Raw genomic sequence first — 17,048 nt, 5'->3', positions numbered from 1 at the left:
CGATTCCGCGGGTTTGTGATGACGATGTGATGTGGGATTGCTCTCAGAACGGTGACAATTCCCGAGGAATCCGCAATCCTCGAACACTCCGTCCAGCAATTCCTTTGATCATTCCAGGGGATCGCTTTAGGGAATTTATGAAAGGCTGCACGGAAAAGCCCGGTCCGCGGCTACGGGGGACCGGCGCCGTTCAGCCACCACGCCCCGTACACGGCCGACGCGACCGCGAGGCACCCCGTCACCAGTGCCGACCGGGTGGTCCGCAGCCGGGCCAGGGCCAGCGCGAGCGGCAGCAGCAGCGGGAACGCGGGCAGCAGCAGCCGTGGCTTCGAGCCGAAGTAGCTCGACGCGCACAGGGCGAGCGCGAGCACCGCGCCCCCGTACACCAGCAGCGGTAGCGGTTGACGCTGCCGCACGCAGACGACGTACAGCCACAGCAGCAGGGCGACCCCGACGATCAGTCCGGCGCCGGCCAGGGCCGAGGGGAACGCCGTGAACTTGTCGGCGACGAAGCGGGCGAAGGCGTACCCGCCGTCGAAGCCGTTGCGCCAGCCCGCCTGGACGTCGAGATAGCCGAGGGGCCCGCGACCGGTGCGGTGGCCGACCCACAGGACGTAGCCGGCGGTGCCGAGGGGCGCGAGCAGCATGCCGAGGGCGCGCGGCTCGACACGGGGCACGTGGTCGTTGGCTCCACGCCCCGAGGCGGTCTCGGCGGACGGCCGGGAGGCGTGGCCGGGGCTGTGCGCGCCGGGCTCGAGCGCTGTGCCGCGGGTTCGCACGAACGGGCGCGTACCCGGGGCCCGGCGGTCTCGAAGGAGGGACGTCGATCCTGCCGCCCAGACCGCCGCGACCACCGCGAGTCCCACCGGACGGGTCAGACCGGACAACGACGCCAGCACCCCCGCGGTCACCCACCGGCCGGTGAGCACCGCGTACAGCGACCAGGCGGCCAGCGCGGTGAAGAGCGACTCGCTGTACGCCATCGACTGCACGATCCCGACGGGGAGCACGGCCCACACCAGCACCGCGCAGACCCCGGCCCGCCGCCCGTACACGTGGTCGGCGACCGCGAAGATCCCCCACGCCGCCGCGAGTGAGGCGAGCACGGAGACCGTGAAGCCGGCGCCGGCGTACGACAGCGGGGTCGTCGCGTGGAGCAACCGCTCCAGCCAGGGCAGCAGCGGGAAGAAGGCGAGATTGGAGTGGACGTCGCCGTTCGGCAGGCGGACCTCGTAGCCGTATCCCAGCTCGGCGACCCTCGTGTACCAGAGCGCGTCCCAGCGGGCGGTGAGCAGGGTGTACGCGCTCTTGTCGCGGGCCGCGCTCCACAGGGCGAGCGCGACCAGGCCGAGGGCGCGCACGGCCGCGTACCCGAGGAGGGCGGGGGCCGCCCGGCGCAGGGCCGCGGAGCCGGGGAGCCTCGCGCGCACGTCAAGATCGGTCACGGCCCGATTATCGACGGCGTTCCCGGCTGCCGGGACCGCCGGGGCGCACGGACCGGCGCACGAACCGGCCCGCGGGTCCGTGCGGAAACGGACGGAAAGCGGATCGGGAACGGACCAGAAGCGGATCGGGAACGGACGGAAAACGGATCGGGAACGGGTGGGAATCGCATCGGGAACGGAGCGGAAGCGGACCGGGAGCGGCGCGGGTGATCCCTGAGGGTCCTGCGCCGAAACCTGCCGCGAGTGGCGTACGCCACATGGCTGCCCCTGAACGGTGAGAGGTCCGCCACGTGGCCCCGGCGCGAACTCGCGTACGCTGCGTGTCACTCGTGTTCGTCTGCGCGGGCCGGAGACCACCGCTCCTCTCCGGCCGAGCCACGGGGAGTCCCCACCTCGTGAGCCCGCCGAACCGAGGGATCACCTGGGAGGTACGTACATGTCCGGGACGACCACGGCTGCCGCTGGGCTGCGCCGTCGGGCGGCCGGGGCCGGTGCCAACCGCTGGGTCGTCCTGGTGGTGCTGTGCGTCAGCCTGCTCCTGGTCGCCGTCGACGCGACGGTCCTGCACGTGGCGGTGCCCGCCGTCAGCGAGGACCTGCGGCCCGGCGCCATCGAACTGCTCTGGATCGTCGACACCTATCCGCTGGTCTGCGCGTCGCTGCTGATCCTGTTCGGCACACTCGGCGACAAGGTGGGCCGCAGACGGGTCCTGCTGCTCGGCTACGCCCTCTTCGGCGTCGCCTCCGCGCTGGCCGCGTTCGCGGGCAGCGCCGAGGTGCTGATCGTGGCACGGGCGCTGCTCGGCGTCGGCGGCGCGATGATCATGCCGGCCACGCTGTCGATCCTGCGGCAGGTGTTCCCCGACCGTCGCGAGCGGGCGCTGGCCATAGGCATCTGGAGCGCGGTGGCCGCGGTGGGCGCGGCCGTGGGCCCGCTGCTCGGCGGCTTTCTGCTGGAGCACTTCTGGTGGGGCTCGGTCTTCCTGGTCAACATCCCGTTGATGCTGGTCAGCCTGCCGGTGGGGCGGCTGCTCCTGCCCGAGTCGAAGGGCACGGGGGACGGCCCCTGGGACGTGGTCGGTGCGCTGATGGCGGCGGCGGGGCTGTTCGGCGCCGTGTTCGGCGTGAAGCGCCTGGGCGGCGGGGAGGCCGGCCTGCTCACCGTGCTCCCGCTGGCAGCCGGAGCGCCGCTGCTCGTGATGTTCGTCCGCCGTCAGCGGCGGCGGGCTCATCCGCTGGTGGATCTCCGGATGTTCGGACGGCCGGCGTTCAGCACGTCGGTGGGGTGCATCGTGCTGGCGATGCTCGCGCTGGTCGGCCTCGAGCTGATCGCGGCGCAGTACCTCCAGCTGGTGCTCGGGCTGTCCCCGCTGGAGACGGGCCTGCGTCTGCTGCCCCTGACCTTCGCCGCGATGGCGGCGGGGCTGGCCGGGGCGCGGCTGCTGCGGCAGTTCGGGCCGCGCCGGATGGTGTGCGGGGGGTTCGTCCTGACGGCGGCGGCGGTGCTGACGCTGACCGCGATGGGCGAGTCGGACAACACGGGGCTCCTGCTGTCCGGCTTCCTGCTGTTGGGCTTCGGCCTGGAGACGACGCTCTTCGCGGCGTACGAGTCGATGCTGAGCGAGGCTCCGCCGGAACAGGCGGGCGGGGCGGCGGCCATCGGGGAGACCTCGTACCAGCTGGGCGCGGGCATCGGCATAGCGCTGCTCGGCAGCGTGATGAACGCGGCGTACGCGCCCGGGCTGAGCTCCGTTCCCGGGGTTCCCGCGTCGGCGTCGGCCGCGGCGGGGCATTCGCTGGGCGAGGCCTACGAGGTCGCCGGTCGGCTCGGAGGACCTGCCGGAGCGGCCCTGCGTGCCACGGCCCGGGACTGCTTCGTCCACGGACTGCATGTGACGTTGCTGGTCAGCGCCGGATTGCTGGTGCTCGGGGCGGTGATGGCGCTGCGCCTGCCGCGGACCATGCAGTGCGAGTCGGCTCCGGTGGAGCTGCCCGCTCCCAGGGAGGTCGCTCCGTCCCGCGTCTCGGTGTGAGGGGTCGGCGGGTGGACGTGCGGGGCGTCGCGTCGTAACGTCACCCGGGACATCTTGACTAGCGGTGCTAGTTTTTCATGGCTGGCGTGCTGGTCTTCTTGGTTCCTGCCGGAGGCTGCCGTATGTCCGCGTCCTCGAAGTTGCCGCCCTTCGACCCCGCCGACCCGCTCGGGCTCGACGACCTGCTGGAGCCGGAGGACCTGGCGGTCCGCGACACCGTGCGCGGCTGGGCGGCGGACCGGGTACTGCCGAACGTCGCCGAGTGGTACGAGCGCGGGGAGCTGCCCGTCATCCGGGAGCTCGCGCGGGAGCTCGGCGGGATCGGCGCGCTCGGCATGTCCCTCGACGGCTACGGCTGCGCGGGGGCGAGCGCCATGCAGTACGGGCTCGCCTGCCTGGAGTTGGAGGCCGCCGACTCCGGGATCCGCTCGCTCGTCTCCGTGCAGGGCTCCCTCGCCATGTACGCCGTCCACCGCTTCGGGAGCGAGGAGCAGAAGCAGGAGTGGCTGCCCCGGATGGCGGCCGGCGAGGTCATCGGCTGCTTCGGCCTCACCGAGCCGGACCACGGCTCCGACCCCGCCGGCATGCGGACGCACGCCAAGCGCGACGGCTCCGACTGGGTGCTCAACGGGCGCAAGATGTGGATCACCAACGGCTCCGTCGCCGGCGTCGCCGTGGTGTGGGCGCAGAGCGAGGACGGGATCCGGGGGTTCGTCGTGCCGACCGACAGCCCGGGGTTCTCCGCCCCGGAGATCAAGCACAAGTGGTCCCTGCGGGCCAGCGTGACCAGCGAGCTGGTCCTCGACGACGTGCGGCTGCCCGCCGACGCCGTGTTGGGGGAGGTCACCGGTCTGAAGGGGCCGCTCAGCTGTCTGAACCACGCGCGCTACGGCATCGTGTGGGGAGCGATGGGGGCGGCCCGCTCCTGCTTCGAGGCCGCGGTCGGCTACGCGAAGACCCGGGAACAGTTCGGGCGGCCCATCGGGGGCTTCCAGCTCACCCAGGCCAAGCTCGCCGACATGGCGGTCGAACTGCACAAGGGGATCCTGCTCGCCCACCATCTGGGGCGGCGCATGGACGCCGGCCGTCTGCGTCCCGAGCAGGTCAGCTTCGGCAAGCTCAACAACGTGCGGGAGGCGATCGAGATCTGCCGGACCGCCCGTACCGTCCTCGGGGCCAACGGGATCTCGCTCGAGTACCCCGTCATGCGGCACGCGACCAACCTCGAGTCGGTGCTCACCTACGAGGGCACCGTCGAGATGCACCAGCTCGTGCTGGGCAAGGCGCTCACCGGACTCGACGCCTTCCGCTGACCCCGAAGGGGGCAGGGCCGGCGAGCGGCCCTGCCTCAGCTCTGGTTGAAGAATCCGTCCGTCCGACGCCCGGACGGGTCCCCGTTCACGATCTCCGTGTTGGCGGGGGTCAGCAGGAACACCCGGGTGGACACCCGCTCGATCGAGCCCCGCAGGCCGAAGATCAGCCCGGCCGCGAAGTCGACGACGCGCTTGGCGTCGGCGGACTCCATGGCGGTGAGGTTCATGATGACCGGGACGCCCTCGCGGAACAGCTCACCGATCGCCCGCGCGTCTCGGAAGCTGTCCGGGGTGACGGTGCCGATCCGGCGGCCCTTCTCCTCGGCCGTGTCCGTGGCCACCTTCACGCGGGGGTCGGTGACCCAGGCGTCGCCGGAGTCGGTCCCCTCGGAATAGTCGTCGTCGTAGTAACGCTCGTCATCGTTGTCGTCGACGAGGCCAAGCCAGGCACTCGCCTTGCGTACCGATCCCATGGACGCCTCCTCTCACAGCGGTCTTTCTGCTTTCCGCATTCCCCATGGTCGTCCATGATGCGGAGGTCGCGCCAAGTGGTTAGACGCCGCGCGGGGGGTTTGTGACGGTACTGGTGCACAGCGAATCCGTCGAGAGCCCGCGTCTCCCAAGGGTCGTACCGGATACGGCTGCTGACTGTGAGTGAAATATGATTCTTCGTGGCGGACGGGTGACGCTCGGTGCGTCCGGGTGAACGAATGCCCCGGATCCGGGACGACAATCAGCCGATAGCATGCGGCAGCTCAATGTCCCAAGGGCGACGGGGGTTGTCGTGTTCGGAATCGTCAGACCGTGCTCTCACCGGCTCGGCGAGAGTCTCAAGACCCAGTGGATGGCGCACCTGTGCGGGCTGTGCCTCGCGCTGCGCGGCGACCACGGGCAGTTCGCACGGGTCGTCACCAACTACGACGGCCTGCTCATATCGGTTCTGACGGAGGCTCAGGCCGACCGGGCCAGGGCCGGCGGATGGCGGCGCACGGCAGGACCGTGCCCGCTGCGCGGCATGCGCACCGCGTCCGTCGCGCAGGGCGAGGGCGCCCGGCTCGCGGCCGCCGTCTCGCTGGTGCTCGCCTCCGCCAAGGTGCGCGACCATGTCGCCGACGGGGACGGCCTGCTCGCGCGGCGGCCGGTCGCCGTCGCCGCCCGCCGGGTCGCCGCCGGTTGGGGCCGGGCCGGAGAACGGAGCGGGGCCGCCGTCGGGTTCGACACCGCCGTCCTCGTCGACGCCGTGGACCGGCAGATCGGCATCGAGGCGCTCGCCGGACCGGGCACCTCGCTGCTGACCGTCACCGAGCCGACCGAGACCGCCACCGCGGCCGCCTTCGCGCACACCGCGATCCTGGCGGGCCGGCCGGGTAACACCGCGCCGCTCGCCGAGGCCGGCCGCCTCTTCGGACGTCTCGCGCACCTGCTGGACGCGGTCGAGGACCGGGAGGCGGACACCGCGGCCGGCGCCTGGAACCCGCTCACGGCCACCGGGACCCCGCTCACCGAGGCCCGCCGGCTCGCCGACGACGCCCTGCACGGCATCCGGCTCGCCCTGAAGGACGTGGAGTTCGAGAAGGGCAGACTGGCGCATCTGCTGCTCGCCCACGAGTTGGAACGGTCGGTGGACCGGGCCTTCGGCAGCCGGTCGTGCGGTCACGCGCACGGGGCCGAGGGCGCGTTCGGGCCCGAAGGCGGCTCCTGCCTCGAACGCACGTCTGGGCCCGAAGGTGCGTTCGGGCCGCCCACCGGGCCGTACGCCCCGCGGAACCCGGTGGATCCGCACGCCCCCGGCAACCCGTACGGCAATCCCTTCGGGGGTGAGCCGCCCCGGCCCGGCAAGCGGGGTCTCCTGGCCGGCTGCGCCGTCGCGCTCGGGCTGTGCTGCACCTGCAAGGTGTGCTGTGCCGACGAGTTCGAGGGCCCCTGGTCGCGAAAGAAGCGCGAGGGCCTGTGCAACGACTGCGGTGACTGCGGCAACTGCGGTGATTGCGGAAACTGCTGTGACTGCGGTTGCTGTGACGGGTGCGACTGCTGCTCCTGCGACTGCTCCTGCTGACACGGCCGACTGCTCTCGCCGGCACGGCCGACTGCAGGGTCTGACCAGGCGTGGGTGTGACGAGGGAGCCGGGCGAGGGCGTGGAGCCGGCGGGGTCTCGAGGGTCGACCGGGACGTGGAGGCCGGCGGGGACGTGGGGGCCGTCCGGGATGTGGAGGTGAGCCGGGTGCGGCGCGTACGGCGTGGGCCGGGGGCGTGACGGCGGACCCGATCGGACGGTACTGCCTCCGTGCGCCTTGTCGGTTGTTTTCTCCGCACCGGCCCCTTGGCGGGGAACACATGGGTCGTGGAGGTCGGGGCAGCACGGCACAAACTGGTCTGAGCTGGGGCAAGAGAGCTGCAAGAGGGCTCAACTCGCGCAGTTCGTTCACGGCCTGACGGCCGAAAGGCGCCCTTGCGCCTACCGGCCGTTCGGCCGAATACTCCCCCTCAGCGCTTGTCAGGGTCACGGCGTGTCCGGAATGCGGACGGACGTCGATCCTGGCTGCGCCTCACCGGGCCCCGACCCCCACACGACGGGCCCCCGACTTCCCCTGGGAGGGAACGAATCGTGAGGATCAAGCGCACCACCCCCACCATCCCCACGCACGGCATCTCGAGACGGGCCCGGCTGACCGCCGTCGCCACCGGACTCGTGGCCGCGGCCGCCATCGCGATCCCCCATGCGAACGCGGCCGACGACGCCGTCTACAGCAGTGCCGAACTCAAGAGCGCCGGCGACTCGGTGCTCCAGGCGGACATCCCGGGCACCGCCTGGGCCGTCGACAGCAAGACCAACCGGCTGATGGTCACCGTCGACAGCACGGTGACGGACGCCGAGATCGCGAAGATCAAGAAGCAGGCGGGCGACAACGCCGGCGCGCTCGTGATCAAGCACACGCCTGGCAAGTTCAACAAGCTCATCGGCGGCGGCGACGCCATCTACGGCGGCGGCTACCGCTGCTCGCTCGGCTTCAACGTGCGCAGCGGCAGCACCTACTACTTCCTGACCGCCGGGCACTGCGGCGAGGTCGCCTCGACCTGGTACTCGAACTCCGGCCAGACCGCCGTGCTGGGCACGAACAGCGGCTACAGCTTCCCGACCAACGACTACGCGCTGGTCAGGTACACCAACACCTCGGTCGCCAAGGCCGGCACCGCGGGCAACACCGACATCACCAGCGCCGGCAACGCCACCGTGGGCCAGTCGGTGATCCGGGACGGCTCCACGACCGGCATCCACACCGGCCGGGTGACCGCCCTCAACGCCACGGTGAACTACGGCGGCGGCGACGTGGTCTACCAGATGATCCAGACCAACGTCTGCGCCGAGGGCGGCGACTCCGGCGGTGCGCTCTACACCTCCGGCGGCGTGGCGCTCGGTCTGACCTCCGGCGGCAGCGGCAACTGCTCGTCCGGCGGCACGACCTTCTTCCAGCCCGTGACCGAGGCCCTGAGCCGTTACGGCGTCAGCGTCTTCTAGCTCCTCCAGCTCCTCCAGCTCCTCCAGCTCCTCCAGCTCCTCCAGCTCCTCCAGCTCCTCCAGCTCCTCTTGCTCCTGTGGGTCCTGTAGGTCCTGGTTCCCGGATCCTGCGGCCGGCCGCAGGCGAGCCCCCGTACGCAACCGGCGTGCGGGGGCTCGCTGTTGTCCGCGGGAGTGCAGGGGGCGGGCAGGGGGAGTGCAGGGGGCGGGCGCGGAGGCAACCGCTGCCCCCGACGTCCTCCAACCCTCGACGACTTCACCACCTGCGCCGCCCGCGGAAGGGGCGGATTCCGGCCAGGAGCAGACCCGTCGAAGGGTGGCTCGATATACATGGTTACTCACTCGTAGCGTTTGCTGTGCGAATTTTTCTGTGACGGTCGGCCGGTGGCCTGCCGAGGTGCGGGAGTGGTGAAGGCGTGGAGGGCGCGCGGTGTTCACCCGGTGTGCGTCCTGAAGTCGACCTTGTGTGCTCCCTGTGCGGTTCGGAAGAGTGGGCGGCCGTCAACCAGCCTTACGGCCCGCCGCGGTCCCCACGATCGCCCGGGCCGCCCCCCACAGGAGGACCCGAGTTGCAGCACCGACGCATACCCCGGCGACGGGCGGCCATGGCGGGAGCGGGCGTTGCCGCACTCGTCGCGGCAGGAGTGACCTTCCAGACTGCGAACGCCAGCGAACCTGCGAAGACCTCGCAGCCCACCCCCCTCTCGGCCCTCGCGGCCGGAAAACTCGCCTCGTCGCTCGGCCAGGACCTCGGCGCGGACGCGGCGGGCACGTACTACGACGCGAAGAGCAAGAGCCTGGTGGTGAACGTCCTCGACAAGGCCGCCGCGAAGACCGTCGAGGCGGCCGGCGCCAAGGCCAGACTCGTCGAGAACTCCCTCGCCGAACTGACCGGCGCCCGCACCACGCTGACATCGGACGCGAGCATCCCGGGTACCGCCTGGGTGACCGACCCGACCGCCAACAAGGTGGTCGTCACCGCCGACCGCACCGTCTCCGAGGCCGAGTGGGCCAAGCTCACCAAGGTCGTCGACGGGCTCGGCGGGACGGTGGAACTCCAGCGCACGAAGGGGGAGTTCACGCCCTTCGTGGCCGGCGGCGACGCCATCACCGGCGGCACCGGACGCTGCTCGCTCGGCTTCAACGTGGTCAAGGGCGGCGAGCCGTACTTCCTGACCGCCGGGCACTGCACCGACGCCGTCTCCACCTGGTCGGACTCCGCCGGCGCGCAGATCGGCGCGGGCGAGGTCTCCAGCTTCCCGGACGACGACTACGGCCTGGTCAAGTACACCGCCGAGGTCGACCACCCGAGCGAGGTGAACCTCTACAACGGCTCCGCGCAGGCCATCACCGGCGCCGCCGAGGCCACCGTCGGCATGAAGGTCACCCGCAGCGGGTCGACCACCCAGGTGCACTCCGGCACGGTCACGGGCCTCGACGCCACGGTGAACTACGGCAACGGAGACGTCGTCAACGGCCTCATCCGGACCGACGTCTGCGCCGAGCCCGGCGACAGCGGCGGTTCCCTCTTCTCGGGCAGCAGCGCCGTCGGCCTGACCTCGGGCGGCAGCGGCGACTGCACGGCCGGCGGGGAGACGTTCTTCCAGCCGGTGACGGAGGCGCTGTCGGCCACCGGAACGCGGATCGGCTGAACCTCGCCGCCACGGCGTGCCCCCGGGCCAGGTCCGCCCCGGCCGGCCGGGGGTCCCGCCCCGACCAGGCCCGGGGGTCTCGCCGACCCGGCGTGAGGTCTCGCTCCCCGCACACGCGAGGGCGGGACCTCACGCCGTTCTCCGCCGGGTGCGCAGCATTGCCGCCAGCAGTGTGACGACGATCCCTCCGACCGCCCATGCCGACAGCACCGGCAGGGCCGCCGTCATGTCGTTGCCCTGGAAGTAGGCGATCGAGCGCGCCGCCCAGGTCCCCGCGCCCGCCGGCAGCGCCGGGCCGATCGCCCGCCAGAACGGCGGGAGCAGTGGCGGCGGGAGGGCGCCGTCCGCGCTCGGGTTGCCGAGGATCACCACGAGCAGGATGACCAGGCCGACGCCGGCGAGCCCGAAGACGCCCTGGAAGGCGAGGGTGGCGGCGCCGACCGCGAAGATGATCGACGCGCCGAGCCCCCAGTAGGCCGCGAGGCCGCCCAGCAGCGCGCCGAGGACCGGACCGACGATCAGGGCGCCGCCGACTCCGCCGACGATCCCGACGACAGCCATGGCGAGCAGCCGGATCACCGCCCACCGCGGGGTCGAGCTCCCGGCGCCCGAACTGATCACCATGATCGACGCGCACAGATAGCCGCCCACGCACCAGCCGACGGCCAGATAGAACGCCGACAGCCCGTTGGCGTCCTCCCGGTCGGCCGGGACCACGTCGAGGGTCCGCAGGGTGCGCGCCTCGGACTTCTCCAGGGTGGCGGCCACACTGGTGGAGTGTCGGTATTCGAGCGCTGCAGTATTCGCCCGCAGGGCGAGCACCCCCACACCCGGCCCGGTCACGTCAGCGGTGACGAGGCGTACAACTCTCGCCGCAACGGGCGCTGTCTGAGCGGAAACGCCGGATCAAGAAGACCGACCTCTTGCGGTGAACCCGCGTCGGCCGCCCGCGCTCCGGTGCGGGCCTTCGCGTTCTGCCGCCGCGCCATACGGCCCCCTCCCGGCAGCGGCAATCCCGCGCGGCAGAAGGCTCACCCGGCGCTACGAGGTTCACGGCGCCGGTATGGCACCGATCTGCCGCATCACCCCGAGGAGATCGGGCTGGCCGCGTTCGCCGACGATCCGGCCGTCGGCCAGGTAGTAGAAGTTCATGGCCTGCACTGTGATCTTGTTGCCGCTCGCCGGGATCCCGAAGAATTCACCGTCGTGGGTTCCCCGCATGGTGAACCGCGCGGCCACTGTGTCGCCTTCGGTGACTGTTTCCTCCAGCGTCCACTGGACGTCGGGGAAGGCGCTGCGCATCATCCCGAGGACTTCCATGTACCCATCGGGCCCCCGCAGTGGTTCCGGGTGGCTTGGCGCGTGGAATACCGCGTCCGGAGAAATGACCTCGCGGGCGAGATCCTCGTTGCCCGTGTTGATGAACTCGACGAAACGGTTCATCACTGACTCGGTGGACTGCGATGGCATCTTGCTGTGCCTCTCCAGAGACGTTCGGGCGGATATCTGGGAGCGTAACATCGAATCGATGTTCACATCGATTCGATGTTCGCGTGCGAAGATGGACTCATGCTGGAACTCGCGATACTCGGCTTCCTCGCCGAGGGCCCCCTGCCTGGACACGAGCTGCGCCGCCGCGTCGCACAGCTGACCGGCTATACGCGGCCGGTCAGTGACGGCAGCCTGTATCCGGCGATCAATCGTCTGACCAGGGCGGGCTTGATCGAGCGGCGCGCCGACCCGGCCGCGGGGGCGGCCCGGTACGTGCTCAGCCTGACCACGGCCGGACGGGCCGAAATGCTTCAGCGCCTGCGCAAGCCCGCCGACCACGAGATCACCGACTTCACCCGGTTCTACGTCGTCCTGGCCTTCCTCTCCCGCCTGCCCGACGTGGCCGAACAGCACGCGGTGCTGCGCAGACGGCTGGAGTTCCTGGAAGAACCGGCGAGCTTCTTCTACGACAACGAGCGGCCCCTGCGTGCCGAGGAGATCGCCGACCCCTACCGGCGGGGCATGCTGCTCACCGCCCGCGCCACCAGCCGCGCCGAACGGACCTGGCTGCGCGAGACCCTCGGGGAGCAGCCGCCTGCAGGCAGCTGATCCGTAGGTATGCCCTTGATCGCGGCGAACGTGGTCTTCGGTGAGTTCGACGATGCGGGTCAGGGGGAGGGCGTAGAGGCGGACGAGAGCGGCCGCGACGCGGACCTCCAGGGGCAACGCCGTGTCGTTCAAGCGGCGCAGCGCGTCGGGCCCGGTCGTCTGGGTCATGTCCCCACGGTCCGGGGCGGGAGGTGTTTTCGCAGGTGGGAGGCGTCCGAACGGCTATCGTACAGATGTTCGGAATTTGGTCTATGGTGGGGGAGGGAAGGTTGTGAACTGATGTTCGAATCGGGAGGTGTGGATGCCGGGGTTCACGCATCTGCACACCGTCTCCGGGTTCTCCCTGCGGTACGGGGCCTCGCACCCGGAGCGCCTGGCCGAACGCGCCTTCGAGCGGGGCATGGACGCCCTCGCCCTCACCGACCGCGACACCCTGGCCGGCACGGTCCGCTTCGCCAAGGCCTGTGCCAAGGCAGGCGTACGCCCGCTGTTCGGGGTGGACCTGGCGGTGGCGGCGCCCGAGCGGCCGCAGGACGACGCATCCGTACGGCGGGACCGGCGCCGCACCCCCGTGCGCGGCGGCGCCTTCCTCGACGAGTCGGCCCCCCGCGTCACCTTCCTCGCCCGGGACGGCGCCCGGGGCTGGGCCGACCTGTGCCGGATCGTCACGTCGGCGCACGCGGGCGAGGAGGGCGCGGGTGTCCCCACGCTGCCCTGGGCCGCGAACCACGGCGACGGTCTGACCGTCCTGCTCGGCCCCGCCTCCGACGTCGGCCGCGCGCTCACCGCGGGCCGCCCGGACCGGGCCGCGAGACTCCTCGCCCCCTGGCGCGAGACCTACGGCGACGACCTGCGCCTGGAGGCCGTCTGGCACGGACGCGCCGGCACCGGCCCCGGCTCCCTGCGGCTGGCCGCCCGCACCGTCGGCTTCGCCGCCGAGCAGCGGGTCCGGCCCGTCCTCAGCAACGCCGTCCGGTACGCCGACCCCGGTCAGGGCCCGGTCGCGGACGTCCTGGACGCCGCCCGTCGGCTCGTGCCCCTCGACCCGTCCAAGGAACTGGACTCGGGCGAGGCGTGGCTCAAGGGCGCGGACCTCATGCTCGCGGCGGCGGAGCGGATCGTGGAGGCCGCGGGCTTCCGGCGCGCCGCCGCCCACCGGCTGCTGGAGCAGACCCGGGCCGCGGCCGCCGAATGCCTGGTCGATCCCGAGGACGACCTCGGCATGGGCGCCGTCCACTTCCCCGAGCCGCACCTCGTCGGCGCGGGCCGTCGCACCGCCCAGCGGGCGCTGGCCTCGCGGGCGGCGGCGGGGATGGTACGGAAGGGGTACGCGGGCCGGCGCGCGTACTGGGAGCGGATGCACCACGAGCTGGACGTGATCGCCCACCACGGCTTCGCCTCCTATTTCCTGACGGTCGCTCAGGTCGTGGACGACGTACGGGACATGGGGATACGGGTCGCCGCGCGCGGCTCCGGCGCGGGGTCCCTCGTCAACCACCTCCTCGGCATCGCGCACGCCGATCCGGTCGAGCACGGGCTGCTGATGGAGCGCTTCCTGTCCAAGGAGCGGGTCGTGCTGCCCGACATCGACGTCGACGTGGAGTCCGCGCGCCGGCTGGAGGTCTACCGCGCGATCATCGGCCGCTTCGGCGCCGAGCGGGTCGCCACGGTCGCGATGCCGGAGACGTACCGCGTCCGCCACGCGATCCGGGACGTCGGCGCGGCCCTGTCCATGGACCCCGCCGAGATCGACCGCATGGCCAAGGCCTTCCCGCACATCCGCGCCCGGGACGCCCGCGCGGCGCTGGCGGAACTGCCCGAGCTCAAAGCGCTGGCGGGGGAGGCGCGGCGCGGAGGGGAGAGGTACGGCAGGCTGTGGGAGCTGGTCGAGGCCCTCGACGCCCTGCCGCGCGGCGTCGCCATGCACCCGTGCGGGGTGCTCCTCTCCGACGCGTCGCTGCTCTCCCGCACGCCGGTCGTGCCGACCAGCGGCGAGGGGTTCCCGATGGCGCAGTTCGACAAGGACGACGTCGAGGACCTCGGGCTGCTCAAGCTGGACGTGCTGGGCGTGCGGATGCAGTCGGCGATGGCGCACGCGGTGGCCGAGGTGGAACGGGCGACGGGGGAGCGGATCGACCTGGACGCGCTCGCGCCGACCGACCCGGCGACGTACCGGCTGGTCCGCTCCACCGAAACGCTGGGCTGCTTCCAGATCGAGTCGCCCGGCCAGCGCGACCTCGTCGGACGGCTCCAGCCGGCCACCTTCCACGATCTGGTCGTCGACATCTCCCTGTTCCGGCCCGGGCCGGTCGCCGCCGACATGGTGCGGCCCTTCATCGAGGCGCGGCACGGGCGGGCGCCCGTCCGGTATCCGCACCCCGATCTGGCGGAGCCGCTGCGGGACACCTACGGGGTCGTCGTCTTCCACGAGCAGGTCATCGACATCGTCGCGATCATGACCGGCTGCGGGCGGGGCGAGGCGGACCGGGTGCGGCGCGGGCTGTCCGACCCGGAGTCGCAGGGGCGGATCAAGGTGTGGTTCGCCCAGCACGCGAGGGCGAGGGGATATGAAGCAGAAACGATTCAGCGGACCTGGGAGATCGTCGAGGCCTTCGGCTCCTACGGTTTCTGCAAGGCGCACGCGGTCGCCTTCGCCGTTCCGACGTATCAGTCGGCATGGCTGAAGACGCACCACCCCGCAGCCTTCTATGCCGGGCTGCTCACCCACGACCCCGGGATGTACCCGAAGCGGCTGCTGCTGGCGGACGCGCGGCGGCGTGGGGTGCCGATCCTGCCGTTGGACGTGAACCGGTCGGGAGTCGGCCATCGTATCGAACTGGTGTCTGAATCACCGTCCGGATCGTCGCCGTCCGGATCGTCGCCGTCCGGATCGTCGCCGTCCGGATCGTCGCCGTCCGGATCGTCGATGTCCGATTCGGTGAAGTCCCGGTCGTCGGGGTCCGGGTCGTCGGGGTCGTTCTCCGGGGGCGCCGGTTCCGGCGGTCGGTGGGGACTCCGGCTGGCCCTCTGCGACGTGCACGGCATCAGCGAGGCCGAGGCGGCCCGTGTCGCGGACGGACAGCCGTACGCCTCGCTGCTCGACTTCTGGGAACGGGCGCGCCCGAGCCGCCCGCTGGCCGGACGGCTCGCCCAGGTCGGCGCGTTGGACGCCTTCGGCGCCAACCGCCGTGACCTGCAGCTGCACCTGACCGAACTGCACCGCGGGGCACGGGGTGCGGGCGGCGGCCAGCTCCCCCTGGCGGGCGGGCGCAGGACCGCTCCCGCCGGGCTGCCCGACCTGTCCTCCGCCGAGCGGCTCAGCGCCGAGCTGGGCGTGCTGTCCATGGACGCCTCACGCAACCTGATGGACGACCACCGCGCCTTCCTCGACGAACTGGGCGTGGTCTCGGCGCGGCGGCTGCGGGAGGCCCGGCACGGGGAGACCGTGCTGGTCGCGGGCGCCAAGGCGGCCACCCAGACCCCGCCGATCCGGTCCGGCAAGCGGGTCGTCTTCAGCACCCTCGACGACGGCACCGGCCTGGTCGACCTCGCCTTCTTCGACGACTCCCACGACGCCTGCGCGCACACCGTCTTCCACTCCTGGCTGCTGCTGGTGCGCGGGGTGGTGCAGCGGCGCGGCCCGCGCAGCCTCAGCGTGGTGGGCGCCGCCGTCTGGAACCTCGCCGACCTGCTGGAAGTGCGCCGGGACGAAGGGCTGGAAGGGGTCGCGGCCCGGCTGGCCGACTCCGGCGGCGTCCCCGGCGCGGACGCCGACGCCGACGCCGACGCCGACGCCGACGCCGACGCCGACGGCGACGGTCCGGCGCGCAGCCGGCTCGCCGGTTCGGACGGACCGCCCGCGCCGACGGGCTCGGCCGCCCGGGACGCGACGGAACGACGTCGCATCCGCATGCCCACGGGGTACGAGATGCACCCCTGGGCCGATCTGCGCCCCGCGGGCGAGGGGCCCGCGGTGGGAAGGAAGTTGTGGCACCAGAGTCCGGGGAGTGCGGGATGACTGTCCTCTGCGTACGGTTCCAGCTGACGTCGACGCACGAGTTCGCCCTGCCGGCGCTGCTCGGGCTCCTGGAGGAGTTCACGCCGGTCGTCGAGGCGCTGCCGCCGGACGGGGCGCTGGCCGATCTGAGGGGCGCAGAGCGGTACTTCGGGCGCACCGCGATCGAGCTGGCGTCGGTGATCCGGGTGCGGGCGCTCGCCCTGCACGGGGTCGACTGCGTGATCGGCGCCGGCCCCGGACCGCTGTCGGCCCGCACGGCGTTGCGGGCCGCCCGGCCCGGGATGACGTGCGCGGTTCCCGAGGGCGGGGTGCGGGAGTTCCTCGCCGACAAGCCGGTCACCACGCTGCCCGGCGTCGGGAGGGCGACCGCCCGCACCCTGTGCGAGTACGGCCTCGACACCCTCGGCCGGGTCGCCGCCGCGCCGCTGTCCACACTCCAGCGTCTGGTCGGCGCGAGGGCGGGCCGGGAGCTGCACGAGAAGGCGAACGGCGTCGACCGCGGCCGGGTGGTGCCAGGCGCCGTGGCGCGGTCGCTGGCCGCCGAGCACCCCTTCGACCGTGACGAGCTGGACCCCGACCGGCACCGCCGCGCCCTGCTCTCGGCCGCCGAGGAGCTGGGTGTCCGGCTGCGCGCCGTGGAGAAGGTCTGCGGCGCTCTGACCCTCACCGTGCGCTACGCCGACCGGTCCTCCTCCACCCGCAGCTGCACCCTCGAGGAGCGGACCGCGCACTCGGCGGACCTGACGAGGGCGGCGTACGGCCTGTACGAGGCGCTCGGTCTGCAGCGTGCCCGGGTCCGCGTGATCGCCCTGCGCGCCGAGGGTCTCGGCCCGGCCGAACGGGCCTCCCACCAGCTCACCTTCGACCCCGTCGACGAGAAGGCCCGCCGGATCGAGGAGGTCGCCGACCGACTGCGGGCGAGGTTCGGGCCGGGGGCGGTGAAACCCGGGACCCTGGCGGCATGAGCCGA

The 17,048-nt window shown here is 72.1% G+C and carries 11 protein-coding genes and 1 pseudogene; 8 read left to right on the top strand and 4 right to left on the bottom strand.

All coding sequences use genetic code 11. The features are described from left to right. Positions 1-170 precede the first annotated feature (170 nt). Positions 171-1,445, bottom strand: a complete 1,275-nt coding sequence (locus QA802_RS10175; protein ID WP_334520258.1) for a mannosyltransferase family protein — start codon at positions 1,443-1,445, stop codon at positions 171-173. Between the two features lie 436 nt (positions 1,446-1,881). Here QA802_RS10175 and QA802_RS10170 point away from each other — a divergent pair, with 436 nt between their 5' ends. Then, positions 1,882-3,477 (top strand): MFS transporter, encoded by a 1,596-nt coding sequence (locus QA802_RS10170; protein ID WP_334520255.1) that lies wholly within the window; start codon positions 1,882-1,884, stop codon positions 3,475-3,477. Positions 3,478-3,599: 122 nt separating this feature from the next. Next, complete coding sequence (locus QA802_RS10165) at positions 3,600-4,790, top strand: acyl-CoA dehydrogenase family protein (RefSeq protein ID WP_334520253.1); 1,191 nt, start codon at positions 3,600-3,602, stop codon at positions 4,788-4,790. A 35-nt stretch (positions 4,791-4,825) separates the two neighbouring features. Here QA802_RS10165 and QA802_RS10160 read toward each other — a convergent pair whose 3' ends face one another. After that, entirely contained in the window at positions 4,826-5,263 is a 438-nt protein-coding gene (locus tag QA802_RS10160) for a cell division protein SepF (protein WP_319166333.1), read from the bottom strand. A gap of 311 nt (positions 5,264-5,574) precedes the next feature. On the opposite strand from QA802_RS10160, the gene QA802_RS10155 reads away from it, so the two are divergent. The 3 genes from QA802_RS10155 (at position 5,575) to QA802_RS10145 (ending at position 9,960) form a co-directional block, all read left to right on the top strand. Continuing rightward, positions 5,575-6,846 carry a DUF5685 family protein gene (locus tag QA802_RS10155; protein ID WP_334520249.1) on the top strand — a complete coding sequence of 424 codons (1,272 nt, stop codon included), beginning with the start codon at positions 5,575-5,577 and terminating at the stop codon, positions 6,844-6,846. A 550-nt stretch (positions 6,847-7,396) separates the two neighbouring features. Next, on the top strand, positions 7,397-8,308 hold the full coding sequence (locus QA802_RS10150; protein ID WP_334520246.1) for a S1 family peptidase: 912 nt from the start codon (positions 7,397-7,399) through the stop codon (positions 8,306-8,308). A 569-nt stretch (positions 8,309-8,877) separates the two neighbouring features. Beyond that, the gene (locus tag QA802_RS10145) at positions 8,878-9,960 is read left to right on the top strand and encodes a S1 family peptidase (RefSeq protein WP_334520243.1); all 1,083 of its coding nucleotides are present in this window, start codon (positions 8,878-8,880) and stop codon (positions 9,958-9,960) included. A gap of 129 nt (positions 9,961-10,089) precedes the next feature. On the opposite strand, the pseudogene QA802_RS10140 reads toward QA802_RS10145, so the two are convergent. Further along, positions 10,090-10,716 (bottom strand): annotated as a pseudogene (locus tag QA802_RS10140) (DUF3533 domain-containing protein); the annotation flags it as partial. A 294-nt stretch (positions 10,717-11,010) separates the two neighbouring features. After that, entirely contained in the window at positions 11,011-11,403 is a 393-nt protein-coding gene (locus QA802_RS10135) for an ester cyclase (RefSeq protein ID WP_334520241.1), read from the bottom strand. Between the two features lie 126 nt (positions 11,404-11,529). On the opposite strand from QA802_RS10135, the gene QA802_RS10130 reads away from it, so the two are divergent. The 3 genes from QA802_RS10130 (at position 11,530) to QA802_RS10120 (ending at position 17,043) form a co-directional block, all read left to right on the top strand. Then, positions 11,530-12,060, top strand: a complete 531-nt coding sequence (locus tag QA802_RS10130) for a PadR family transcriptional regulator (RefSeq protein WP_334520238.1) — start codon at positions 11,530-11,532, stop codon at positions 12,058-12,060. A gap of 301 nt (positions 12,061-12,361) precedes the next feature. Next, positions 12,362-16,078, top strand: a complete 3,717-nt coding sequence (locus QA802_RS10125) for a DNA polymerase III subunit alpha (protein ID WP_334520235.1) — start codon at positions 12,362-12,364, stop codon at positions 16,076-16,078. Beyond that, entirely contained in the window at positions 16,075-17,043 is a 969-nt protein-coding gene (locus QA802_RS10120; protein ID WP_334520232.1) for a DNA polymerase Y family protein, read from the top strand. Before QA802_RS10125 ends, QA802_RS10120 begins: the two co-directional genes overlap by 4 nt. Positions 17,044-17,048 lie beyond the last annotated feature (5 nt).

The organism is Streptomyces sp. B21-105, assembly GCF_036898465.1.
In the GTDB taxonomy this organism is placed as follows: domain Bacteria; phylum Actinomycetota; class Actinomycetes; order Streptomycetales; family Streptomycetaceae; genus Streptomyces.
The sequence above is the reverse complement of the archived record's forward strand: the minus strand, read 5'-3'. Positions and strand labels throughout refer to the sequence as shown.

Bases quoted from the DNA above. Each gene is read 5' to 3' on its own strand.
- QA802_RS10120 (WP_334520232.1), top strand. From the start codon at position 16,075: ATGACTGTCCTCTGCGTACGGTTCCAGCTGACGTCGACGCACGAGTTC.
- QA802_RS10170 (WP_334520255.1), top strand. From the start codon at position 1,882: ATGTCCGGGACGACCACGGCTGCCGCTGGGCTGCGCCGTCGGGCGGCC.
- QA802_RS10130 (WP_334520238.1), top strand. From the start codon at position 11,530: ATGCTGGAACTCGCGATACTCGGCTTCCTCGCCGAGGGCCCCCTGCCT.
- QA802_RS10125 (WP_334520235.1), top strand. From the start codon at position 12,362: ATGCCGGGGTTCACGCATCTGCACACCGTCTCCGGGTTCTCCCTGCGG.
- QA802_RS10165 (WP_334520253.1), top strand. From the start codon at position 3,600: ATGTCCGCGTCCTCGAAGTTGCCGCCCTTCGACCCCGCCGACCCGCTC.
- QA802_RS10160 (WP_319166333.1), bottom strand. From the start codon at position 5,263: ATGGGATCGGTACGCAAGGCGAGTGCCTGGCTTGGCCTCGTCGACGAC.
- QA802_RS10135 (WP_334520241.1), bottom strand. From the start codon at position 11,403: ATGAACCGTTTCGTCGAGTTCATCAACACGGGCAACGAGGATCTCGCC.